Below are 18,755 nucleotides of genomic sequence, written 5' to 3' on the forward strand. Positions count from 1 at the left end.
CGCGAACAGGCAGCGCGTCGCTGCCTGTTGCCTTTCTCAGACGTAACCCATCATTTTCAGCATCGACTGCGCCTGAGTCATCGCCTCAGCCCGATGCGTAATCCCCAGCTTCTGATAAAGATTCCGGATATGGGTTTTGATCGTGGTTGAGGCTACGTCCAGCTCCGCCGCAATCTGCTCGTTGCTGTAGCCGGAATAGATCAGCCCCAGCACCTGCCATTCACGCTGCGTTAGCGGACTGGTACGAATCAGCTCGGGCACGTCAGGATGATTCAGCAAACGGCTGACAAAGCTTTCATCAAAATGGGCAAATTTGTGACGATGATACTTATTGATCTCGTTAAGGATGCGGCGCGCCCGGTGGTTATCCAGCTCATCAAGGGTATTCAACTGCAATAACTGACGCAGCTGTTGCGCCATGGATTCGCCCTGCACCACAAAGTGGCTAATGAACCCCGTGCTGCGGGCCAGCCGGAGCGCATCCAGCAACGCATGCTGCGCTTTTGCACGCTGATCGGTTTCCCAGTAAATCTGGTTCAGCAGCAGTACATTACGGTTGAGATCGCTCATCAACTGCAAGGGCCGCGCATTTTCATTAAGCTCGTCGAGAATCACTTCTGCCTGCGTGTAATACCCGAGCAAAATCTGTGCCCGTGCCACGTTTCGCCACTGGCCCTGCAAAAAATGGTTATTGGCGCAGGCCGGTTTAGGTGTCTGACGCAGCCACTCACTGGCGCTTTGCGTATCGCCAGTCATTTGCCAGTACAGCACTCTGACCTTATCGGCATTGGCGAGCCAGTCATTGTGCCAGCGGCCGTTGTTTAGCAGGTTTTCCAGCCGGTTCAACAGGCTGCGTGCGTTGTCCAGGTTGCCCCGGGCAATTGCGCTTTGCACTAATAAGCCCAGGCACTGTATTTGCTGCTGAGGCTGATAACCCTGCAGCACTTTCATGCCCTCGCGTGCCGCCTGCTCGGCTTCATCCAGCCTGCCCCAGGCCCACAGCAGCTGGGCGCGGATACGCAACAGAAACTCATGCAGCGGAAAGTGCGAAAGATGCTGCTTTTTGACCAGCACGAAGGCCCGCTCCTGAGTCTCGTACGCCGTTTGCAGGAAGCCTTGAGCAAACAAAATTTCGCTTTGCTGGATCAGGCTCCAGAGCACATAGTGCCAGGCTTCATCCCGCCGCGCCATTTGCTCTGTCTGGCGCATCAACTCCAGCGAGTTACTCAGCTCGCCTTTACAGTGCATGACTTCGCCATGTACCGAGGTTGCCACGATACGGCTGTAGTGGCGGCTCTCAGGCAGCGTATTCAGCGCCAGCATCGCCAGGCGTTCCGCCTCATCGGCATTGCCATCGTTAATGGCGACCTGCGCCAGTAACGCGTTAAATTCACCGCGTAATACCGCATCAATTTCGCACTGGCTTTCCTGCTCAAATCGGGCCAGCAGGCTGTTCACCTCTGCGTAGCGGTGTTGGCTTTGCATCAGCCAGGCCTGTAACAACACCAGGCTGGGATTATCGAGCCGCATCGCCCAAGGCAGTGCATTCAGCGAGGACTCCAGTAAAGGCAGCTCGCTTTGATTAAACAGCGACCATGCGTGCTCGGTTAACACATCACGCAGCATCTCCGCGTCACCGGAAGCACGCGCATGATGAATCGCCTCGCTCGGGAAGCCCTGCGCCATCCAGCTGGTTGCCGCCGCCCGATGCAGCGCCGGAAGTTCAGCAGCCAGTTCCCACTGGCAACGCTGTTGCAGGAAACTGCCAAACAGAGGGTGATAGCTAAACCACTGGCCGGAGTCATCCATCCGCTGCAGAAACAGCCCCTGCCGCTCAATGTCTTCCAGCCAGCACTGGCCGTTATCCTCGCCTGTCACCTGGGTAATCAGCGGCGCGTTAAGTGAACGCAGCAGCGAACTTTTCAGCAGAAAATGGCGCGTGGTCAGACTGACGTTATCCAGCACTTCCTCAACCAGATAATCGGTTAAGTGGCTGGCATTGATCCCTGACAGGCGACGCGCGGAGTGCTGGGCCGCGCCCGCCCCCTGTCGGGCCGAGAGCGCGATAAGCTGCAGCGCCGTGGCCCAGCCTGCAACGTCATCACACAGGCGTCCCGCATCTTCGGACTCCAGCGGCGCAGGCAGGCGGGCATCGAAAAACTGCTGCGCCTCCTGATGGGTAAACGCCAGTTGCTGACTGCTCAACTCTATCAACTGCTCGCGAACGCGCAGGTTGGCGATCCCCAACTGGGGAAGATTACGCGAAAGCACCACCAGGGTAACGTTTTCAGGTTGATGGCGTAAAAAGAAACGCATCGCTTCATGAATCACCGGATTGGTGATGTGATGGTAATCATCGATAATCAGCCACAGCGGTTGATGCCAGGCATGAAGCTCATTGAAAATCTGCGTAAACAGCGCATTCAGATTCACGTACTGCCGTTTGTTTGCCAGCGCTTCGCTCCGGCTACAGCTGCCGTGCGTGGCCTGCTGCAGGGCGGCAATTAAATAGTCCGCAAAACGCTCTGGCTGATTGTCACTTTCATCCAGGGAGTACCAGCCCAAATCGGCTTTGTCTGCAGCCCACTGCGATATCAGGGTGGTTTTGCCATAGCCTGCAGGACTGGTTACCAGCACCAGGCGGTAGTTACCTGCAGCGGAAAGTTTTCGTATCAGCCGCTCCCGTTTCACCGTGGCTTCATGGCGGACAGGACGGCTGAGTTTAGAGGGGATTAACATGTACGCACGCTTCTCCGTTAACGTCTGGCGCATCATTTTTTTACGCTTCGTAATTATTCCTCACACGTTCAGCTATCCCTCCTGATAAAGCAAGCGGACGCTTTAGCGAATCTTCACAAAAGCGAGTCTAATCACACTTAAGTGAAATTTTCAGACTTGCCTCAACGTCTCCTCCCTTGCCCTCATCCTGACGGAACTTTTGCCAGGAGGATGAGCGATTCCGCGCGCAAGGGCAGACTCATCCTCATTCCCATTCTTTGTCGACAGGACACCCGGCTATGACACAGCACCCTTTTGATCGTTCCCGTTTTGACGCTGCGCTGACGCGCCAGTGGCAACGCTTTGGCCTGCATGATGCAGGAGAAATGACGCCATATCAGTGGTGGCAGGCTCTGAGCGGCGCGCTGGCAGAAATGCTCAACGCGCTGCCCGCCCGCCCGGCACCCGGTGATTTGCGCCATGTGAATTACCTCTCTATGGAGTTTCTCACCGGGCGGCTGACCGGCAACAACCTGCTCAACTTAGGGTGGTTCGACGGCGTTAATACGGCCCTGAAGCAGTGGGATGTTTCGCTGAGCGAGGTGCTGGAAAGCGAGAGCGATCCGGCGCTGGGCAATGGCGGACTGGGCAGGCTGGCGGCCTGTTTTCTGGACGCGATGGCCACGGTGGGTCAGCCCGCAACGGGCTATGGCCTGAACTACCAATATGGCCTGTTTCGTCAGCGCTTTGTCGAAGGTGAACAGGATGAACTGCCCGACGACTGGCAGCGCGACCGCTACCCCTGGTTTACACATAATGCTGCGCTAACGGTGCAGGTAGGCCTGGGCGGCAAAGTTGTGGCAGAGAATGGCAAAGCGCACTGGCAGCCTGCGTTTCAACTGGAGGGCGAAGCCTGGGATCTGCCGGTCGTGGGCTTTGAGAATGGCCTCACGCAGCCTCTGCGGCTGTGGCAGGCAAAACATGCGCACCCTTTCGATCTCAAAACGTTTAACGGCGGCGCTTTTTTACGGGCGGAAAAGCAAGGCATTAATGCGGAAAAACTGACCAAAGTGCTTTACCCCAACGACAACCATCAGGCAGGAAAAAAACTGCGCCTGATGCAGCAGTATTTTCAGTGCGCCTGTTCGCTGGCAGACATCCTTCGTCGTCACCGTCTGGCGGGCCGTGCCATTGAAACCCTACCAGATCATGAGGTGATCCAGCTGAATGATACGCACCCAACGCTGGCTATTCCTGAACTGATGCGGCTATTGCTGGATGACCATCAGCTCAGTTGGCAGGACGCCTGGCACCTTACCCAGCGCACCTTTGCCTACACCAACCATACGCTGATGCCGGAAGCGCTGGAGTGTTGGGATACTCACATCGTGCGCAGCCTGCTTCCGCGGCACATGGAGATTGTTAACGCCATCAATACCCAGCTCAAAGAGGCGGTTAACCGGCAGTGGCCTGGGAACAAGGCCGTCTGGTCGAAACTGGCCATCGTGCACGGTAAGCAGCTGCGCATGGCCAATTTATGCGTGGTGACCTGCTTTGCGGTAAACGGCGTGGCCGCCCTGCACTCGCGGCTGGTAAAAGACGATCTGTTCCCGGAATACGTCACCCTGTGGCCGGAAAAATTCCACAACGTCACCAATGGCATCACACCGCGCCGCTGGATTCATCAGTGTAATCCCCGACTGGCGGCGCTTATCGGAAAAACGCTTAATCAGCCCTGGCTCAACGATTTGGATGCGCTTCAGGGGCTGGAAAAACAGGTGGATAATCCGGGGTTTTGCACGGCGTACAGCGAGATTAAACAGCGCAATAAAGTGGATTTGGCCTGCTGGATTGCGCAACGCACCGGGATTAAGGTTAATCCCGAGGCCCTGTTTGATGTGCAAATCAAACGGCTGCACGAGTACAAACGTCAGCATCTCAGCCTGCTGCATACCATCGCCTTATGGCAAACCCTGGTGAGCGATCCTCAGGCGAACCGCTGTCCTCGCGTCGTGATCTTCGGCGCGAAAGCGGCACCGGGCTATGCGTTGGCTAAAAATATCATTTTTGCCATCAACAAGGTGGCCGACGTCATCAACACCGATCCGCGCGTGGCCGATCGCCTCAAAGTGGTGTTTATTCCCGACTATAACGTCTCTGTGGCAGAACGGCTTATCCCGGCAGCAGACCTGTCAGAGCAGATTTCACTGGCGGGCAAAGAGGCCTCGGGCACCGGCAACATGAAGCTGGCCCTGAACGGCGCGCTGACCATTGGCACGCTCGATGGTGCGAACGTGGAGATTTCTGAACAGGTCGGCGAGGAGAATATCTTTATTTTTGGTCATACGGTAGAACAGGTTAACGCCCTCAAGGCCGCTGGCTATGCCCCTGGAAAATGGCGCGAAAAAGACGCCCAGCTCGACCAGGCGCTGACGTCACTGGAGGATGGTACGTTCAGCGCAGGCGACCGGCACGCTTTTGATCTGCTGTTGCACAGTCTGGGGGCTAAAAACGGCGATCCTTATCTGGTGCTGGCCGACTTCCGGCATTACCTCAACGCTCAGCAGCGCGTTGAAGCACTGTGGTCTGATAAAGCGGCCTGGACGCGCGCCACGATACTCAACACCGCTCGCTGCGGCATGTTCAGCGCCGACCGGTCGATTCGTCACTATCAGCAACGTATCTGGCAGCGTAAACGCTAAGGATCAGCATGAAACCACTTCATTATCCGGCCGGGATCGGCAGGGTAGCCACTGAATATGTTGATGCGCATGGGGCGGTCCGGCAGGTTTCTGCATCGACCCGCGATCGCTTGCTGGCGGCGATGCAGCCAGGCCCTGGCCCTGGCGTTATCCCACCGGTCGCCGTCTTTACCCAGGGTTTGCCCATCCGTTTAACGCCCTCTCTGGCTGGCCCGGCACGCTGGCACCTGGAGGGCGAATCGGGTGAACGCTGGTCAGGGCACTGCGAGCCTGAGGCGTCTTTGACGCTCCCGGCGCTGCCTGAAGGTTACCATCTTCTGACGATAAACGCGGATGCACAGCAATCGAGGTGCCAGATAATAGTGACACCGTCACGTTGCTATGAGCCGGAGGCCTTGCTACGGGGCGAGAGACGCTGGGGAACCTGTGTCCAGCTCTACGCTTTACGATCGGATCAGAACTGGGGAATCGGCGATTTTGCTGACCTGCGGGACATGGTGAAGGCGGTTGGCATGCGCGGCGGCGCTTTTGTGGGGCTGAATCCCCTGCATGCGCTTTTTCCTGCGTTACCTGATGATGCCAGCCCCTATAGCCCGTCTTCCCGGCGCTGGCTCAACGTGCTCTATATCAGCGTTCCTGAGGTTGAGGACTTTAACCTGAGTGCCGCTGCGCAGTGCTGGTGGCAGTCGGATGAAACGCAACACAGGCTGCACCAGGCGCGTCACGCGCCCTGGGTCGATTATTCGACGGTGGCATCACTTAAGCTGGATGCCCTGCGGTTTGCCTGGCAGCAGTTTATGCAGCGTGAGAAAGAGGATAGTCAGGCCGAGGCATTTGAGGCGTTTGTGGCTGAGGGCGGTGAAAGTCTGCTGCATCAGGGATTGTTCGATGCCCTGCAGGCCTGGCTTCGCGAAGAAGATCCCCTGCGTCACGGCTGGCAAACGTGGCCCACTGCCTATCAACAACCCGATACGGCCGCCGTACACGCGTTTCGGATTGAACATGGCGATGAGATTCGTTTCTATCTCTGGCTGCAATGGCTGGCGGCGCGTCAGTTTGCCGCCTGTTGGCACCTGTGCCAGCAGCACCAGATGGCACCTGGACTTTATCGCGATTTGGCCGTTGGCGTCGCCGCAGGGGGATCGGAAACCTGGAGCCAACGCGGGCTTTACTGTTTAGCGGCCAGCACAGGCGCCCCGCCGGATATTCTGGGCCCGCTTGGCCAGAACTGGGGGCTGCCGCCAATGGACCCGCAATCTTTGTATGATCGGGCATATGAACCCTGGATTACGTTGCTGCGTGCGAATATGCGCGATTGTGGGGCGTTACGTATCGATCATGTCATGGCTTTGCTGCGACTGTGGTGGATTCCGCAAGGAGAAACGGCCGCCGCAGGCGCGTATGTCGCCTATCCCATTGACGATCTGCTCGCTATTCTGGCGCTGGAAAGTCAGCGCCAGCGCTGCATGGTGATTGGTGAGGATTTGGGCACGGTGCCGGAGGCGATTGTCGATAAACTCCACAATGCTGGCGTCTACTCGTATAAGGTGCTCTATTTTGAGCAAAACTCGCACAAGGGCTTTCGCCCACCTGCGGCATGGCCGCGTCAGGCAATGGCTGTAGCCACCACTCACGATATGCCAACGCTCCGTGGCTGGTGGCAAAGTGACGATCTGACACTGGGGAGCCAACTGGGGTTGTATCCTGATAAAGCGGTGCTTGCCGGGCTGTATCATCAGCGCCGGGCAGCCCGATCGGCGCTGCTTCAGACCCTGACGCGCCACGGTTACCTCAAGCCCAAAGGGCGGGTTCAGGCAAACAGTCCGCGCATGAGCCTGTTACTTAACCAGGTTATCCATCAGTATCTCGCGGACTGCACCAGCGCCCTGCTGGGTTTACAACCCGAAGACTGGCTGGATATGGCCTCGCCGGTTAATGTGCCGGGCACGGTAGAGGCTTATCCGAACTGGCGGCGTAAGCTCAGTCTGTCGCTGGAGGCGATGTTTGCAGATAAGCGTATCACGGCACTCCTGGAGGAGATTTCCCGGCGTTGTTCGTGATTTATCAGGCGATCCAGGGATAAGTTTCAGGCGTGATCCCGGATCGCTGAAATCGTTGTCGCAGAGGCTGTTCAATGCGGTCAGCATGAAGAGCAGTACACCAAAATGGACTGGCGTGAGAAAATACAGGCAGAACATAAGGTTTGCGTTTAGCTATCGATTCGTGTTTTTTACTCTGTAAAATGGATGCCATTCTGGCTTTTGAGTTAGCGTATGTTTTCGATTCCCTTTCCTGCTTTGACGTTATTTGCACTACTGATATTAATGATGATGCTCATTCGTTCTGGTAAGCGCGAATACCGTGGGGCAATGATGTTTATTGCAGCGTCAGCAGGACTAATGGCCTTGAGTATAATTAGGTGGGAATGGCATTTCTCTCTTCTTAAACCCCTGCAGGCTATACTGGCAACACTCTTACCCGCAGTGGCCTGGTCGTGCTTTAGCGACCTTACGCATCAATCCCGTGCGCGTCGCCTGAAGCTGGCTGTTATCCCTGTTTATACTGCCATCATCGTCCAGTTGTGCCTGCCCGTTCTGACAGACGCTCTGTTGTTTCTGATTTATGCAGGTTATGGCATCGCACTACTACGTGCAGCAACAAACGGAGCTGATTTTTTTGTCGAATCACGCTTCAGAGAAGCCTCCATAACGCAGAAAATGACCTTTTTTGCGGGGTGTTTTCTTTGCTTCTCGGCACTCACCGACGCGGTTATCAGCAGGATGATGAATATTGCCCCGCAATTAATTGCCCTGTTTCAGGGAATGACACTACCGTTACTTTGTATTGCCATTGTCCGGGCAGTAAAGAGCGTTCCTGCGGGTGAACCTCACGCCGAAGAAACGTCATCCCTTACCGATGATGAGGCAAAGGATGCGACGCTTGAGCCCTTATGCCTGCACATCGAAAACCTTGTCCGCGCACACGCTTACTATCTTGATACCGATCTTACGCTGAACAAGCTTGCACGCAAACTCGATATTCCAGCACGGCATATTTCTCGTGCGGTAAACGCTACACGGCAGTGCAACGTTTCGCAGTGGCTCAATGGGTTCCGTATAGAAAAGGCGCAGGACATGCTGCGCCAGCCACAGCTAAAAATTACCGACATCATGCTTGAAACCGGGTTTATCAGTAAGTCGAACTTCAACCGGGAATTTATGCGCATTACGGGGAAAACCCCCACCGCATTTCGTCAGGCTATGGATGATAGTGCAGCGCGGTGTTGAGATACGCACTGATTTTACCGATCAACATGTTATGAAGTGCGTTTCTGTTCACGCCCTGTCCATCCCGGCAGACTTCCCCTTCGCCCGGCGCGCTTTGCTCAATCAGCGCCTCCCCCTGCGGTTTGCATTGCTGCATAAAGCTAAAATGGGTCGCGCCAGGGATAACACCATAAGTGACAATGTCACTTGATAATGCCTTTGCCAGATACTTCGATTCAAGCGAGGCAGGCAGCGCCGGCGAATCTACACCTGCCGCTAAGATCAGCACGGGCAGCCGAATATGCCCCAGACTCTGCGTCGTGAGTCCGCGAGCTAATCCTAAATCCAGCGCCACTACTGCCTTAATACGCCGGTCTTGCAGGTCTGAGCTCAGGTGGCTGGCCCCTTGCCTGTTATCAAGGCCCAGTGTTGTCATTAGCCGACAGCTGGACAACTCAGCGTGTTGGATGCAGTCATGAGCAAATTGTTGAGGATTAAAACGCGCCCCCGCTAATTCCATTACCGTCCAGCCGCCAAGAGAATGCCCGACAGCGGCGATTCGTTTCACGTCAGCACGCCCTGCCAGCAGGGGATCGTTCAGAATCCGCTCCAGTGCCATGATTAAATCCTGAGGACGCCGCCAGAGCTGTCTGGCGTGTGCCGATGTTAAATCCGACGTCGTGGTACCGGGATGATTGGTCGCAATCACGATATATCCCTGTTCAGCCATCGCGTCGGCCAGCCATGCAAGGTTGCGCCAACTCCCGCCATAACCATGAGATAACAGTAATACAGGATGTAAGCCGGGCAAGGGTTTAGCATTTCGCACCACGCTGACACCTGTAAACGCGGGATTATCCGCAATGTTTTCCTTGGGCGACGACGCTGCACTGGGATACCACACGGCAACCTCAACCGGGCGTTGCTGCTCGCCTGCTATGAACTGGCGAAAGCCGTTGCTGGCCATCGCAGAATGACTAAATACGATGAGGGAAAAAGAGATAATCAGACGTATTAACATGATGAAGGCTCCAGTTGTGATAGAGCCTTTTTTGTATCAGTGCCGAAGGTTATGCGCGTCCTGGAACGCGATCGGGTACCTCAATAACATCATTTAGGCTAAGGATTGCGCAAAGCCTGACCAAAAGTATCAGCCTCTTTGAAAGAGAAAGGCGCGAATTTACGCCAGAACGGAACAGGTTAAGCGCGAGGGACAGGTAACTGACCTCATAAAAAAAGGTGCGCCTCAGCGCACCAGATGGAACAAATCAGCACTGCCGGAGTGATTACCCCTTGCCTTTAACACTGCTGATAAAGGTTTGTCGCGCAGACGTCGAGCCGAGCCGTTCGGCCTCATCCAGCAGTCTGAGCGCTTTATCAATATTGCCCTGCGCCGACGCCTGGCGAATGGCATCGTTAAAATAGCCTTCGGTATCCTGAACAATAGGCTGTGTTTTCGCTGCAGGAGCCGCAGTGGGCGCACGACTGTCTGCCGCCGGTCGACTGTTTCCGACCGTAACCGGAGCCGGGCCCGATGATCCAAACAACGGCCCGACCAGTATTGAGGAATCCGAGCGGGTGCTCAGCTTTATTTTTACTGTGCCAGATGTTGTATGACGGGCAACCGGATCGGGAATATCGGGAACGGCATGGCCGGTGCCTTTGGCATAGGCTTTTGCCGGATCAACCAGCGTTGTGGTCTGAGCAAGATCCGTCTCTGTGGTGAATACCAACAGATAAATTTTTTGCTGTCCGGGAACCGGGGTCAACTTCATCACGCCTTCCAACCGGTCAGCGGCCATCACGCCAGGTTGCTGATAAGAAAACCAGCGGCTGGGGAACCAGGCGGCCGGACGCAGGTTTTCGTCCAGAATGAGCACGTTGGGCGCAAAGACCTGGTTCTGCTGTACCTCACTACTTAAGGTGATTGTCAGCTCGCCCAGCGTGGCAGGCAGGCTGTAAGCGGCGACCGGCCCGGTGATACCGGCAACGTTTAGCGGACTATGCCCGGCCGTTAACGTCGTTACCTGCGGCCGTGCGGTATCCAGGGGTTGCCAGTGCATGCTCTGCAGGCTGGAAAGCGGAATGTCGGGCGCTGCAGAGACATCCTGCGGCATCAGATTGATCGCGGCCCGTGCAGGCAGACTGTGTCCTGCCAGCAGGAGCGCGCTCAGGCAAAGTGCGGTGAATGTTTTATACGTTTTCATTTTTAACCTCGAGAAACGGGCAGACCGCGGCAACGCAGGCAATAGCCGCCGCGGCCTGAAAGACAGTGCGAAACGGTCTACAGCGGTTTATCCAGAAAAGGGATCACCACCAGATTTCCATTTGCGCGCCAAAGGTCCACTCATCATTGTTGCCGCGGCTGTTGGTAAACAGGCCGTTTCCGGTGCTGTCCTGTGACGCGAAGGTGGTGATATCACCGGCCGCGTCTTTGTTATAACCCCACTTCTCATCCCATTTGGCATAGGTCGCGAAGAGCCGCAGCGCAGGACGTGACCAGATGCTGTCTCCCGCCTGCCACTGCTGCGCCAGCGTGATTTTGTACTGACCATTGCGTTCGCCGACCTGCTGTGACTTCACGTTGTCATAGCCCACTTCCAACAGGGTGCTCATGATCGGCGTCCATTTGTACATGGGCCGCACGCCAACGGTGTACCACTCATTACCCCGGTTGTTATCCAGATCGGTGTTTTGGTACATCGCGACGTACATCATGTCCCAGCGTTCCGCCAGGGTGATCGCCCCGTGGTCCAGAACCCGATACATCTTGCCGTTGTTATTGATATTCGTGCCCTGTGCCAGCCCTTTCCCCTGGGACGTCAACGCATCGGTCGCGTACTGCAGCACAAATTTGTTGTAGCCTTTGAGCATGCTCTGCGTATGCTCAGCGGTGAACAGCCAGCCGTCTCGGGATGCGCCATCTTCTAAGCGGTAGCCGTCACGCGCATTGGCACGGCCGTAATCCACACCCAGTTCCAGGACGCCATTTGGGTTGGTTTCCAGCCCTGCCAGACGGACGTCAAAAACATCATCTGCGGTACTGGTGGCGTAATTGCGAATGCGATCGTTAGAAAAGGTGTAAGAGCCGCCCGCTTCCGATGAGCGCGTTGCGGCAAACGACAGCTTACCAAATCCCAGATCGACATCTTCCAGACCCGCACCCGGGCCGGAAATATCCCAGTAGTAGAAATCGATCATGTGAACGTCATGGCGCTGGTAGAAACGTTTACCGGCCCAGATAGTGGAACCCGGCAGGGCGTCGATCAGGTTTTTACCCTTGACGTTGGCTTCACGAAAAGCCGGTGAAGTGGATTCCCAGTCGTTTTGCTGAGAAACCGAGTACGCCACGTTGGTGTCGAAGTAGAAGCTCTTGTCGCCCTCTTTCCACACTTCCTGACCCAGCTTAAGTTCAGCATAGGTTTCGCACTCGTTACCCAGACGGTATTTACTTTGAGCACCGGTTGCCTGGAAGCATTGCTGCTCGCCGCCGCTGCCCGTCCAGCCAATGCCGGAGCGAGCATAACCGGTAAAATCCACCGCCATCAGCGGTGAAGACAGCGTGCCTGTCGCTACCGCTACGGCAAGGGAAAGTTTGCGCAGAGTTAACATTTTCTATCTCCTGAGGTCATTGCTTTTATTGTTTTGCTGGATTAAACGCCGGGCTCCTGATGCAGCCTGCGACACGCACTTCCGTCCTCTCGGAACAGATGACAACGCTCGGGTGGCAAGCCAATGCCCATCATGGCGCCCTCTTTTACCAACACCACGTCCTCCTGGCGGTACACCAGGTTTTGACGGATGGCGGGGATTTGGATGTGGATTTGAGTTTCGTGTCCCAGTTGCTCAACGACCTGCACTTCCCCCTCAAGGGTGACGTCAGCGATATCACTGGACAGCAGATGTTCCGGCCGGATACCCAACGACATATTGCTGCCGACCTGCACGTTGGCGCTGTCTACCGGTAGCCAGACCAGCTGATTATTGGGCAGGCGCACCTGCACCTGTTCAATCGCGGTGGCGGTGACCTTAACGGGGAGGAAGTTCATTTTTGGCGAGCCAATAAAGCCTGCAACAAAGCGGTTTGCCGGATAGTGATAGAGCTCCAGCGGCCGACCAACCTGCGCCACACGACCGGCGTCCAGTACCACAATTTTATCGGCCAGGGTCATGGCTTCGATCTGGTCGTGAGTCACGTAAATCATGGTGCGCCTGAGTCGCTTATGCAGGCGGGAGATCTCGATGCGCATCTGCACCCGCAGCGCGGCATCGAGATTAGAAAGGGGTTCGTCCAGCAGGAAGACTCGGGGTTCGGCGACCAGCGTGCGGCCGATGGCAACGCGCTGGCGCTGTCCGCCAGAGAGCGCCTTTGGGCGGCGATCAAGCAGATGCGCCAGCTGTAGCACCTCAGCAACCTGGGTTACGCGCTGCTCTCTTTCCGCTTTTTTAACGCCGGCCAGCTTCAGGCCAAAAGACATGTTTTCTGCCACCGAGAGATGGGGATAAAGCGCGTAAGACTGAAATACCATGCCAATGCCGCGTTCGGCAGGCGGCACCTCATTCATCCGTTTATCGCCAATCAACAATTCACCGCGGGTAATCGTCTCAAGGCCAGCAATCATCCGCAGCAGCGTTGATTTACCGCATCCAGAAGGCCCGACAAATACGACAAACTCGCCTTCACCAATCTCCAGATTGATATCGTTCGACACGACCGTGTCGCCCCAGGCTTTGGTGACATTGCGTAACACGACGCTCGCCATAGTACTTTCCTCTCCACTCGCTAATGCGGCCCGCACGTCAGCGGACAAATTCTGGCGTTCACTATGCGTAGCGTGACGCGTCGCCACATCCTCCACCGACGCGCTTTATCTGGGGGAGGAGACGGGAGGAGGAGAAAACATCAGCACACGAGAGCGGTCGCGCGCTGCGCTGATTTTTGTGATCGGTAACGCAGTCTGGCACCCACCTTAGTGTGAGCCAGACCGTGATAATCCTGTCACTTTGTAACAGCGATCACACCTCGACGGCGGCAGGCGTAGAGGCCAGGAGGATGAGAAGCCGGTAAGAACACGCAGAATGTGCGGCAAGCAACATGTTCGTTTCCGCTAACAGGATGGAGTGTTAAAGATGAAAACTGGCGCAAAAATTTTGGCTCTGTCAGCCCTCTCGGCGGTGCTGTTCTCCGCTTCCGCAGTCGCAAAGATTGAAGAAGGAAAACTGGTTATCTGGATCAACGGTGACAAAGGCTATAACGGTCTGGCCGAGGTGGGTAAAAAGTTTGAACAGGAAACCGGTATTCACGTCACGGTCGAGCACCCGGATAAAATGGAAGAAAAATACCCGCAGGTGGCCGCGACCGGTGACGGTCCGGACATTATCTTCTGGGCGCACGACCGTTTTGGCGGTTACGCCCAGTCCGGCCTGTTAGCCGAGGTGTCACCGGACAGCAGTTTCCAGCAAAAAATCTTTCCTTTCACCTGGGACGCCGTGCGCTTCGACGGCAAGCTCATTGGCTATCCGGTTTCAGTTGAGTCGCTATCGCTAATCTACAACAAAGACCTGCTACCCACGCCGCCGAAAACGTGGGAAGAGATGGCCGCCCTGGATAAGTCGCTGCGCGAGAAAGGCAAAAGCGCCATCATGTTTAATCTGCAGGAGCCCTACTTTACCTGGCCGCTGCTGGCAGCCGGCGGCGCTTATGCCTATCAGTTGACGGACGGACACTATGATGTCAAAAACACCGGCGTTGATAATGCCGGAGCCAAAGCTGGCATGCAGTTCCTGGTCGATCAGGTCAAAGCCAAGGTCCTGAACGCCGATACGGATTACTCCATTGCCGAAGCCGCTTTTAATAAAGGCCAGACGGCGATGACCATTAACGGCCCCTGGGCCTGGAGCAATATCGATAAGAGCGGTATTCACTACGGCGTCGCGCCGCTGCCGACGTTAAACGGCAAGCCCACCAAACCTTTTGTTGGCGTACTCAGCGCCGGGATCAATGCGGCCAGCCCGAACAAAGAGCTGGCTAAAGAGTTTCTGGAAAACTATCTGTTAACGGATGCCGGCCTTGAGGCCGTGAACAAAGATAAACCGCTGGGTGCGGTGGCGCTGAAGTCCTTCCAGCAAAAGCTGGAGAAAGACTCGCGTATTGCCGCCACCATGAACAATGCACAACGCGGTGACATTATGCCCAACATCCCACAGATGGCCGCGTTCTGGTACGCCATGCGCACCGCCACCCTTAACGCGCTGAGCGGCCGTCAGTCCGTTGATGCCGCGCTCAAGGATGCGCAGTCACGTTTAAGCAAATAAATCGTTCAGTGCAGGCCAGTTTGCTGGCCTGCAACCTGCCGTTAAGGAAATCGGGTCATGTCAGAAAAACCGCAAACGGGACGGCATCGTTCTGTGTTGAAAGGCGCACTGGTGGGCATCTGTTGTTTGCTGGTCGGTTATTTACTGGTGCTGATGTATGCTCAGGGGGAATACCTGTTTGCCCTGCTGGCGCTGGTCATAAGCGGGCTGGGCATCGGGATTTATGCCAATCGCAGGGCCTACGCCTGGCGTTATGTTTATCCCGGCATGGCTGGAATGATGTTATTTGTCTTGTTCCCTCTGGCCTGTACCGTGGGCATTGCCTTTACCAACTACAGCAGCACCAATCAGTTGACCCAGGAGCGGGCGCAGCAGGTTTTACTCAGCAGACAATATCAGGACGGTGCAGGCCTGAATTTCAGCCTGCTTCCCGAAGGCGATCGCTGGCGGCTGGTGCTTAGCGAGGGATCGAACAGTCAGACCTGGGTGTCACCGCTCTTCTCCTTCGACACTGCGGGCCCATTAAAGATGGTGAGCGCACCTGCTCCAGAGGGAGAACGGGCAAACTTACGCGTCATCACCACACATCGCCAGGCACTGGCAAAACTCCGCGCCGTGCTGCCTGACGGACGTGAACTGGTCATGAGTTCCTTGCGTCAGTTTTCTGGGACGCGCCCGCTCTATGTGGTAACGGATCATCAGACGTTAAGAAACCAGCAAAGCGGCGTGAGCTATCGCGCCAATCCGAATACCGGCTTTTATCAGGTGATTGACGCAAAGGGCCAGTGGGGAGAAGAACGTCTGAGTCCCGGATTTACCGTGGGCGCGGGCTGGCAGAACTTTATTCGCGTGTTCACCGACGAGGGGATTCAAAAGCCGTTCCTGGCCATCTTTGGCTGGACGATGATTTTCTCTTTGCTGACCGTGGTGTTAACGGTGGCGGTGGGCATGGTGCTGGCCTGCCTGGTGCAGTGGGAGGCGTTAAAAGGCAAAGCCGTCTACCGGGTAATGCTGATCCTGCCTTATGCCGTGCCCGCCTTTATCTCCATCTTGATCTTCAAGGGATTATTCAATCAGAGCTTTGGCGAAATCAACGTCATGCTCAACGCCCTGTTTGGCAGTAAACCGGCGTGGTTCAGCGATCCTACGCTGGCGCGTGCCATGCTGATCATCGTGAATACCTGGCTGGGTTATCCCTACATGATGATTTTGTGCATGGGGCTGCTGAAAGCGATTCCCGAGGATTTGTACGAAGCCTCTGCGATGGACGGTGCCGGGCCGCTACAAAACTTTTTCCTGATTACGGTACCGCTGCTGTTAAAACCGCTGACGCCGCTGATGATTGCCAGTTTTGCCTTCAATTTTAATAACTTTGTGCTGGTGCAGCTACTGACGAATGGTGCACCCGACAGGCTCGGCACGACCACGCCTGCGGGTTACACCGACCTGCTGGTGAACTACACCTGGCGTATTGCTTTTGAAGGCGGTGGCGGGCAGGACTTTGGTCTGGCAGCGGCTATCGCTACGCTGATTTTCCTGCTGGTTGGCGCACTGGCGGTGATCAATCTGAAAGCCGTGCGGATGAAATTCGACTAAGGAGTCATGATGGCGATGGTACAACCCAAATCGCAGAAGTTACGTCTGTTTATGACGCATCTGCTGCTGCTGGCGTTTATTGCGGCAATACTGTTTCCCTTACTGATGGTGGTGGCGATTTCACTGCGCGCGGGAAATTTTGCCACCGGCAGTATTATTCCGGAACATATCTCCTGGGAACACTGGCGGCTGGCGCTGGGCTTCAGCGTTCAGCATGCTGACGGCTCAGTCACGCCGCCGCCCTTTCCTGTTTTGCTGTGGCTGTGGAACTCGGTCAAGATCGCGGCTATCAGCGCAATGGGCATTGTGGCGCTGTCCACCACCTGCGCCTATGCCTTTGCCCGGATGCGCTTTAAAGGGCGTGAGAGCCTGTTAAAAGGGATGCTGATTTTTCAGATGTTCCCGGCGGTGCTGTCGCTGGTTGCGCTTTATGCCCTGTTCGACCGTCTCGGGCAATATCTGCCGTTTGTGGGTTTAAATACCCATGGCGGCGTGATCTTCGCCTATCTTGGCGGCATCGCGCTGCATGTCTGGACGATAAAAGGCTATTTCGAAACCATTGATAGCTCGCTGGAGGAAGCGGCGGCGCTGGATGGCGCAACGCCCTGGCAGGCTTTCCGGCTGGTTTTACTCCCGTTATCGGTGCCCATTTTAGCCGTGGTGTTTATTTTGGCGTTTATCGCTGCAGTAACGGAAGTCCCGGTGGCCTCACTGCTGCTGCGTGACGTCAACAGTTACACGCTGGCCGTGGGCATGCAGCAATATCTTAATCCGCAAAACTATCTGTGGGGCGATTTTGCCGCAGCCGCCGTTCTCTCTGCCATTCCTATTACCCTGGTGTTCCTGCTGGCGCAACGCTGGCTGGTTAACGGCCTGACCGCCGGCGGCGTGAAGGGCTGATCGCGTCATCCTTCCCCTTTCAAGGGGATAATGCGAACATTGGCGGCCCGTCATGGCCGCCTTTTTTCAATCTTCACTGACCAGATCGTCGTAGACCGCCCGCAAGCGCATGCGCAGATACAGTACGGCTTTATGCTTGCGCGACAGCAAGGTCTGAACACTGACGCCGGTTAATTCTGACAGCGCTTTATAGCTGATTCCCTGCAGCTCCGTTTGGTCAAACACCTCATACTGCGCGGGCGGAAGTTCGGCTAGCGCCGCCTCCAGCGCCTCCCAGAGTAGCGCGCTGAGGTAATCATCTTCAGGGGTTTGCGGAATGCCAAACAGGGTTTCAGCCAGTTCGCTTTCAACCCCATCCTCCTCGTCGTTTTTCATGTAGCTGGCAAGTGGCAACTCCCGCTTCTTACGCGCCCGATCCGTCATTTCATTGCGTGCCGCCCGAAACAGCCAGGCTGAGATATTCTCAACCGGCTGTTCCACGCCGATCAGCTGACAGGTAATTTCCTGCAAAATATCTTCAGCCTCCTCCCGTGCTGGGGTACGGGCACGAATAAATCGCTGGAGTTTCGTTCTGCAGAGCGTAAGCGCTTTGACCCACGATGAGGCTTGCGATGCGCTGGCCTTCATCGTCTACTCAGTCCGGGCAGCATGGTTGTCATCTGACGACGGAGGCTGTTCGTCCCGGCGTTTATCACGGCAGTGTTGCCCCCGATGGCCAAAACCTTCCCGACGTTGCTTCATAAATGCGTCTCGTTGTTCCGGTGTCATCTGCATCCAGCGTTCATGCATACGACGCCGGGCATGGCCAAACATTCCCGGCCTGATACCCAAGCCGCCAAACAGAATCCGGCACAGTAGCAACAACCCTGCGGCCTGCCAGAAACCGATCGTTTTAACCCCGATAAGCGCGGGCAGCAAGGCATTCCACAGTGACATGACCAGCAGACATAGTGCGACAATAAAAACGGCGCCCACTATCAAAGGCTTCGCCAGTCGGTTTCTGCCCCTGGCACGGGCATGGCGGAACGAAGGGTGATCAAAATCTCTCATATCAGAATGACCTCATCAGTGATAAACACACGTTTGTGATGAGGTAGACGAATGAGCCAGCAGAATATTGCTGACGGCGGAAAAAAAAGTGAAGGCATCGACGTGTTGTGCGGGTGACGGAGACAACACAGCGGTGCCGGTGAGCGAATATTCACCGGCACCGAGTACCTGATGCGGTCAGGAAGGCATCACGCGCCCTCTTTATTGT

Annotated in this window: 13 protein-coding genes; 6 read left to right on the forward strand and 7 right to left on the reverse strand. The window is 55.8% G+C overall.

Annotated elements, in window-relative coordinates:
• Positions 1 to 36 precede the first annotated feature (36 nt).
• The gene (gene malT / locus P9J57_RS10625) at positions 37 to 2,739 is read right to left on the reverse strand and encodes an HTH-type transcriptional regulator MalT (RefSeq protein WP_105078653.1); all 2,703 of its coding nucleotides are present in this window, start codon (positions 2,737 to 2,739) and stop codon (positions 37 to 39) included.
• Positions 2,740 to 3,017: 278 nt separating this feature from the next.
• Between malT and malP the strand changes: the two genes are divergently transcribed.
• The 3 genes from malP to P9J57_RS10640 all read left to right on the forward strand — a co-directional run bounded on the left by malP (position 3,018) and on the right by P9J57_RS10640 (position 8,707).
• Positions 3,018 to 5,420, forward strand: coding sequence for a maltodextrin phosphorylase (gene malP / locus P9J57_RS10630; RefSeq protein WP_028715142.1), 2,403 nt, complete (start codon positions 3,018 to 3,020; stop codon positions 5,418 to 5,420).
• An 8-nt stretch (positions 5,421 to 5,428) separates the two neighbouring features.
• The gene (gene malQ, locus P9J57_RS10635) at positions 5,429 to 7,480 is read left to right on the forward strand and encodes a 4-alpha-glucanotransferase (RefSeq protein ID WP_105078644.1); all 2,052 of its coding nucleotides are present in this window, start codon (positions 5,429 to 5,431) and stop codon (positions 7,478 to 7,480) included.
• A 213-nt stretch (positions 7,481 to 7,693) separates the two neighbouring features.
• Positions 7,694 to 8,707, forward strand: coding sequence for a helix-turn-helix domain-containing protein (locus tag P9J57_RS10640; RefSeq protein ID WP_105078643.1), 1,014 nt, complete (start codon positions 7,694 to 7,696; stop codon positions 8,705 to 8,707).
• On the opposite strand, the gene P9J57_RS10645 is transcribed toward P9J57_RS10640, so the two are convergent.
• The 4 genes from P9J57_RS10645 to malK all read right to left on the reverse strand — a co-directional run bounded on the left by P9J57_RS10645 (position 8,679) and on the right by malK (position 13,449).
• The gene (locus P9J57_RS10645) at positions 8,679 to 9,707 is read right to left on the reverse strand and encodes an alpha/beta hydrolase family protein (RefSeq protein ID WP_105078642.1); all 1,029 of its coding nucleotides are present in this window, start codon (positions 9,705 to 9,707) and stop codon (positions 8,679 to 8,681) included. The genes P9J57_RS10640 and P9J57_RS10645 overlap by 29 nt on opposite strands.
• Positions 9,708 to 9,972: 265 nt before the next feature.
• Entirely contained in the window at positions 9,973 to 10,893 is a 921-nt protein-coding gene (gene malM / locus P9J57_RS10650) for a maltose operon protein MalM (RefSeq protein ID WP_105078641.1), read from the reverse strand.
• Positions 10,894 to 10,996: 103 nt separating this feature from the next.
• The gene (locus tag P9J57_RS10655; protein ID WP_014593718.1) at positions 10,997 to 12,298 is read right to left on the reverse strand and encodes a maltoporin; all 1,302 of its coding nucleotides are present in this window, start codon (positions 12,296 to 12,298) and stop codon (positions 10,997 to 10,999) included.
• Between the two features lie 41 nt (positions 12,299 to 12,339).
• Positions 12,340 to 13,449 (reverse strand): maltose/maltodextrin ABC transporter ATP-binding protein MalK, encoded by a 1,110-nt coding sequence (gene malK, locus P9J57_RS10660; protein ID WP_014593717.1) that lies wholly within the window; start codon positions 13,447 to 13,449, stop codon positions 12,340 to 12,342.
• 367 nt (positions 13,450 to 13,816) lie between these two features.
• On the opposite strand from malK, the gene malE reads away from it, so the two are divergent.
• From malE to malG, 3 genes are read left to right on the forward strand one after another with little or no spacing between them, the layout of a single operon-like run.
• On the forward strand, positions 13,817 to 15,001 hold the full coding sequence (gene malE / locus P9J57_RS10665; RefSeq protein ID WP_042677592.1) for a maltose/maltodextrin ABC transporter substrate-binding protein MalE: 1,185 nt from the start codon (positions 13,817 to 13,819) through the stop codon (positions 14,999 to 15,001).
• 57 nt (positions 15,002 to 15,058) lie between these two features.
• On the forward strand, positions 15,059 to 16,597 hold the full coding sequence (malF, locus tag P9J57_RS10670) for a maltose ABC transporter permease MalF (RefSeq protein ID WP_105078640.1): 1,539 nt from the start codon (positions 15,059 to 15,061) through the stop codon (positions 16,595 to 16,597).
• 9 nt (positions 16,598 to 16,606) lie between these two features.
• Entirely contained in the window at positions 16,607 to 17,497 is an 891-nt protein-coding gene (malG, locus tag P9J57_RS10675; RefSeq protein ID WP_014605835.1) for a maltose ABC transporter permease MalG, read from the forward strand.
• 66 nt (positions 17,498 to 17,563) lie between these two features.
• On the opposite strand, the gene P9J57_RS10680 is transcribed toward malG, so the two are convergent.
• The gene (locus P9J57_RS10680) at positions 17,564 to 18,124 is read right to left on the reverse strand and encodes an RNA polymerase sigma factor (protein WP_105078638.1); all 561 of its coding nucleotides are present in this window, start codon (positions 18,122 to 18,124) and stop codon (positions 17,564 to 17,566) included.
• Between the two features lie 3 nt (positions 18,125 to 18,127).
• Entirely contained in the window at positions 18,128 to 18,547 is a 420-nt protein-coding gene (locus P9J57_RS10685; protein ID WP_014605837.1) for a hypothetical protein, read from the reverse strand.
• Positions 18,548 to 18,755: the final 208 nt, after the last annotated feature.

Source organism: Pantoea sp. nfd-35, assembly GCF_056892255.1.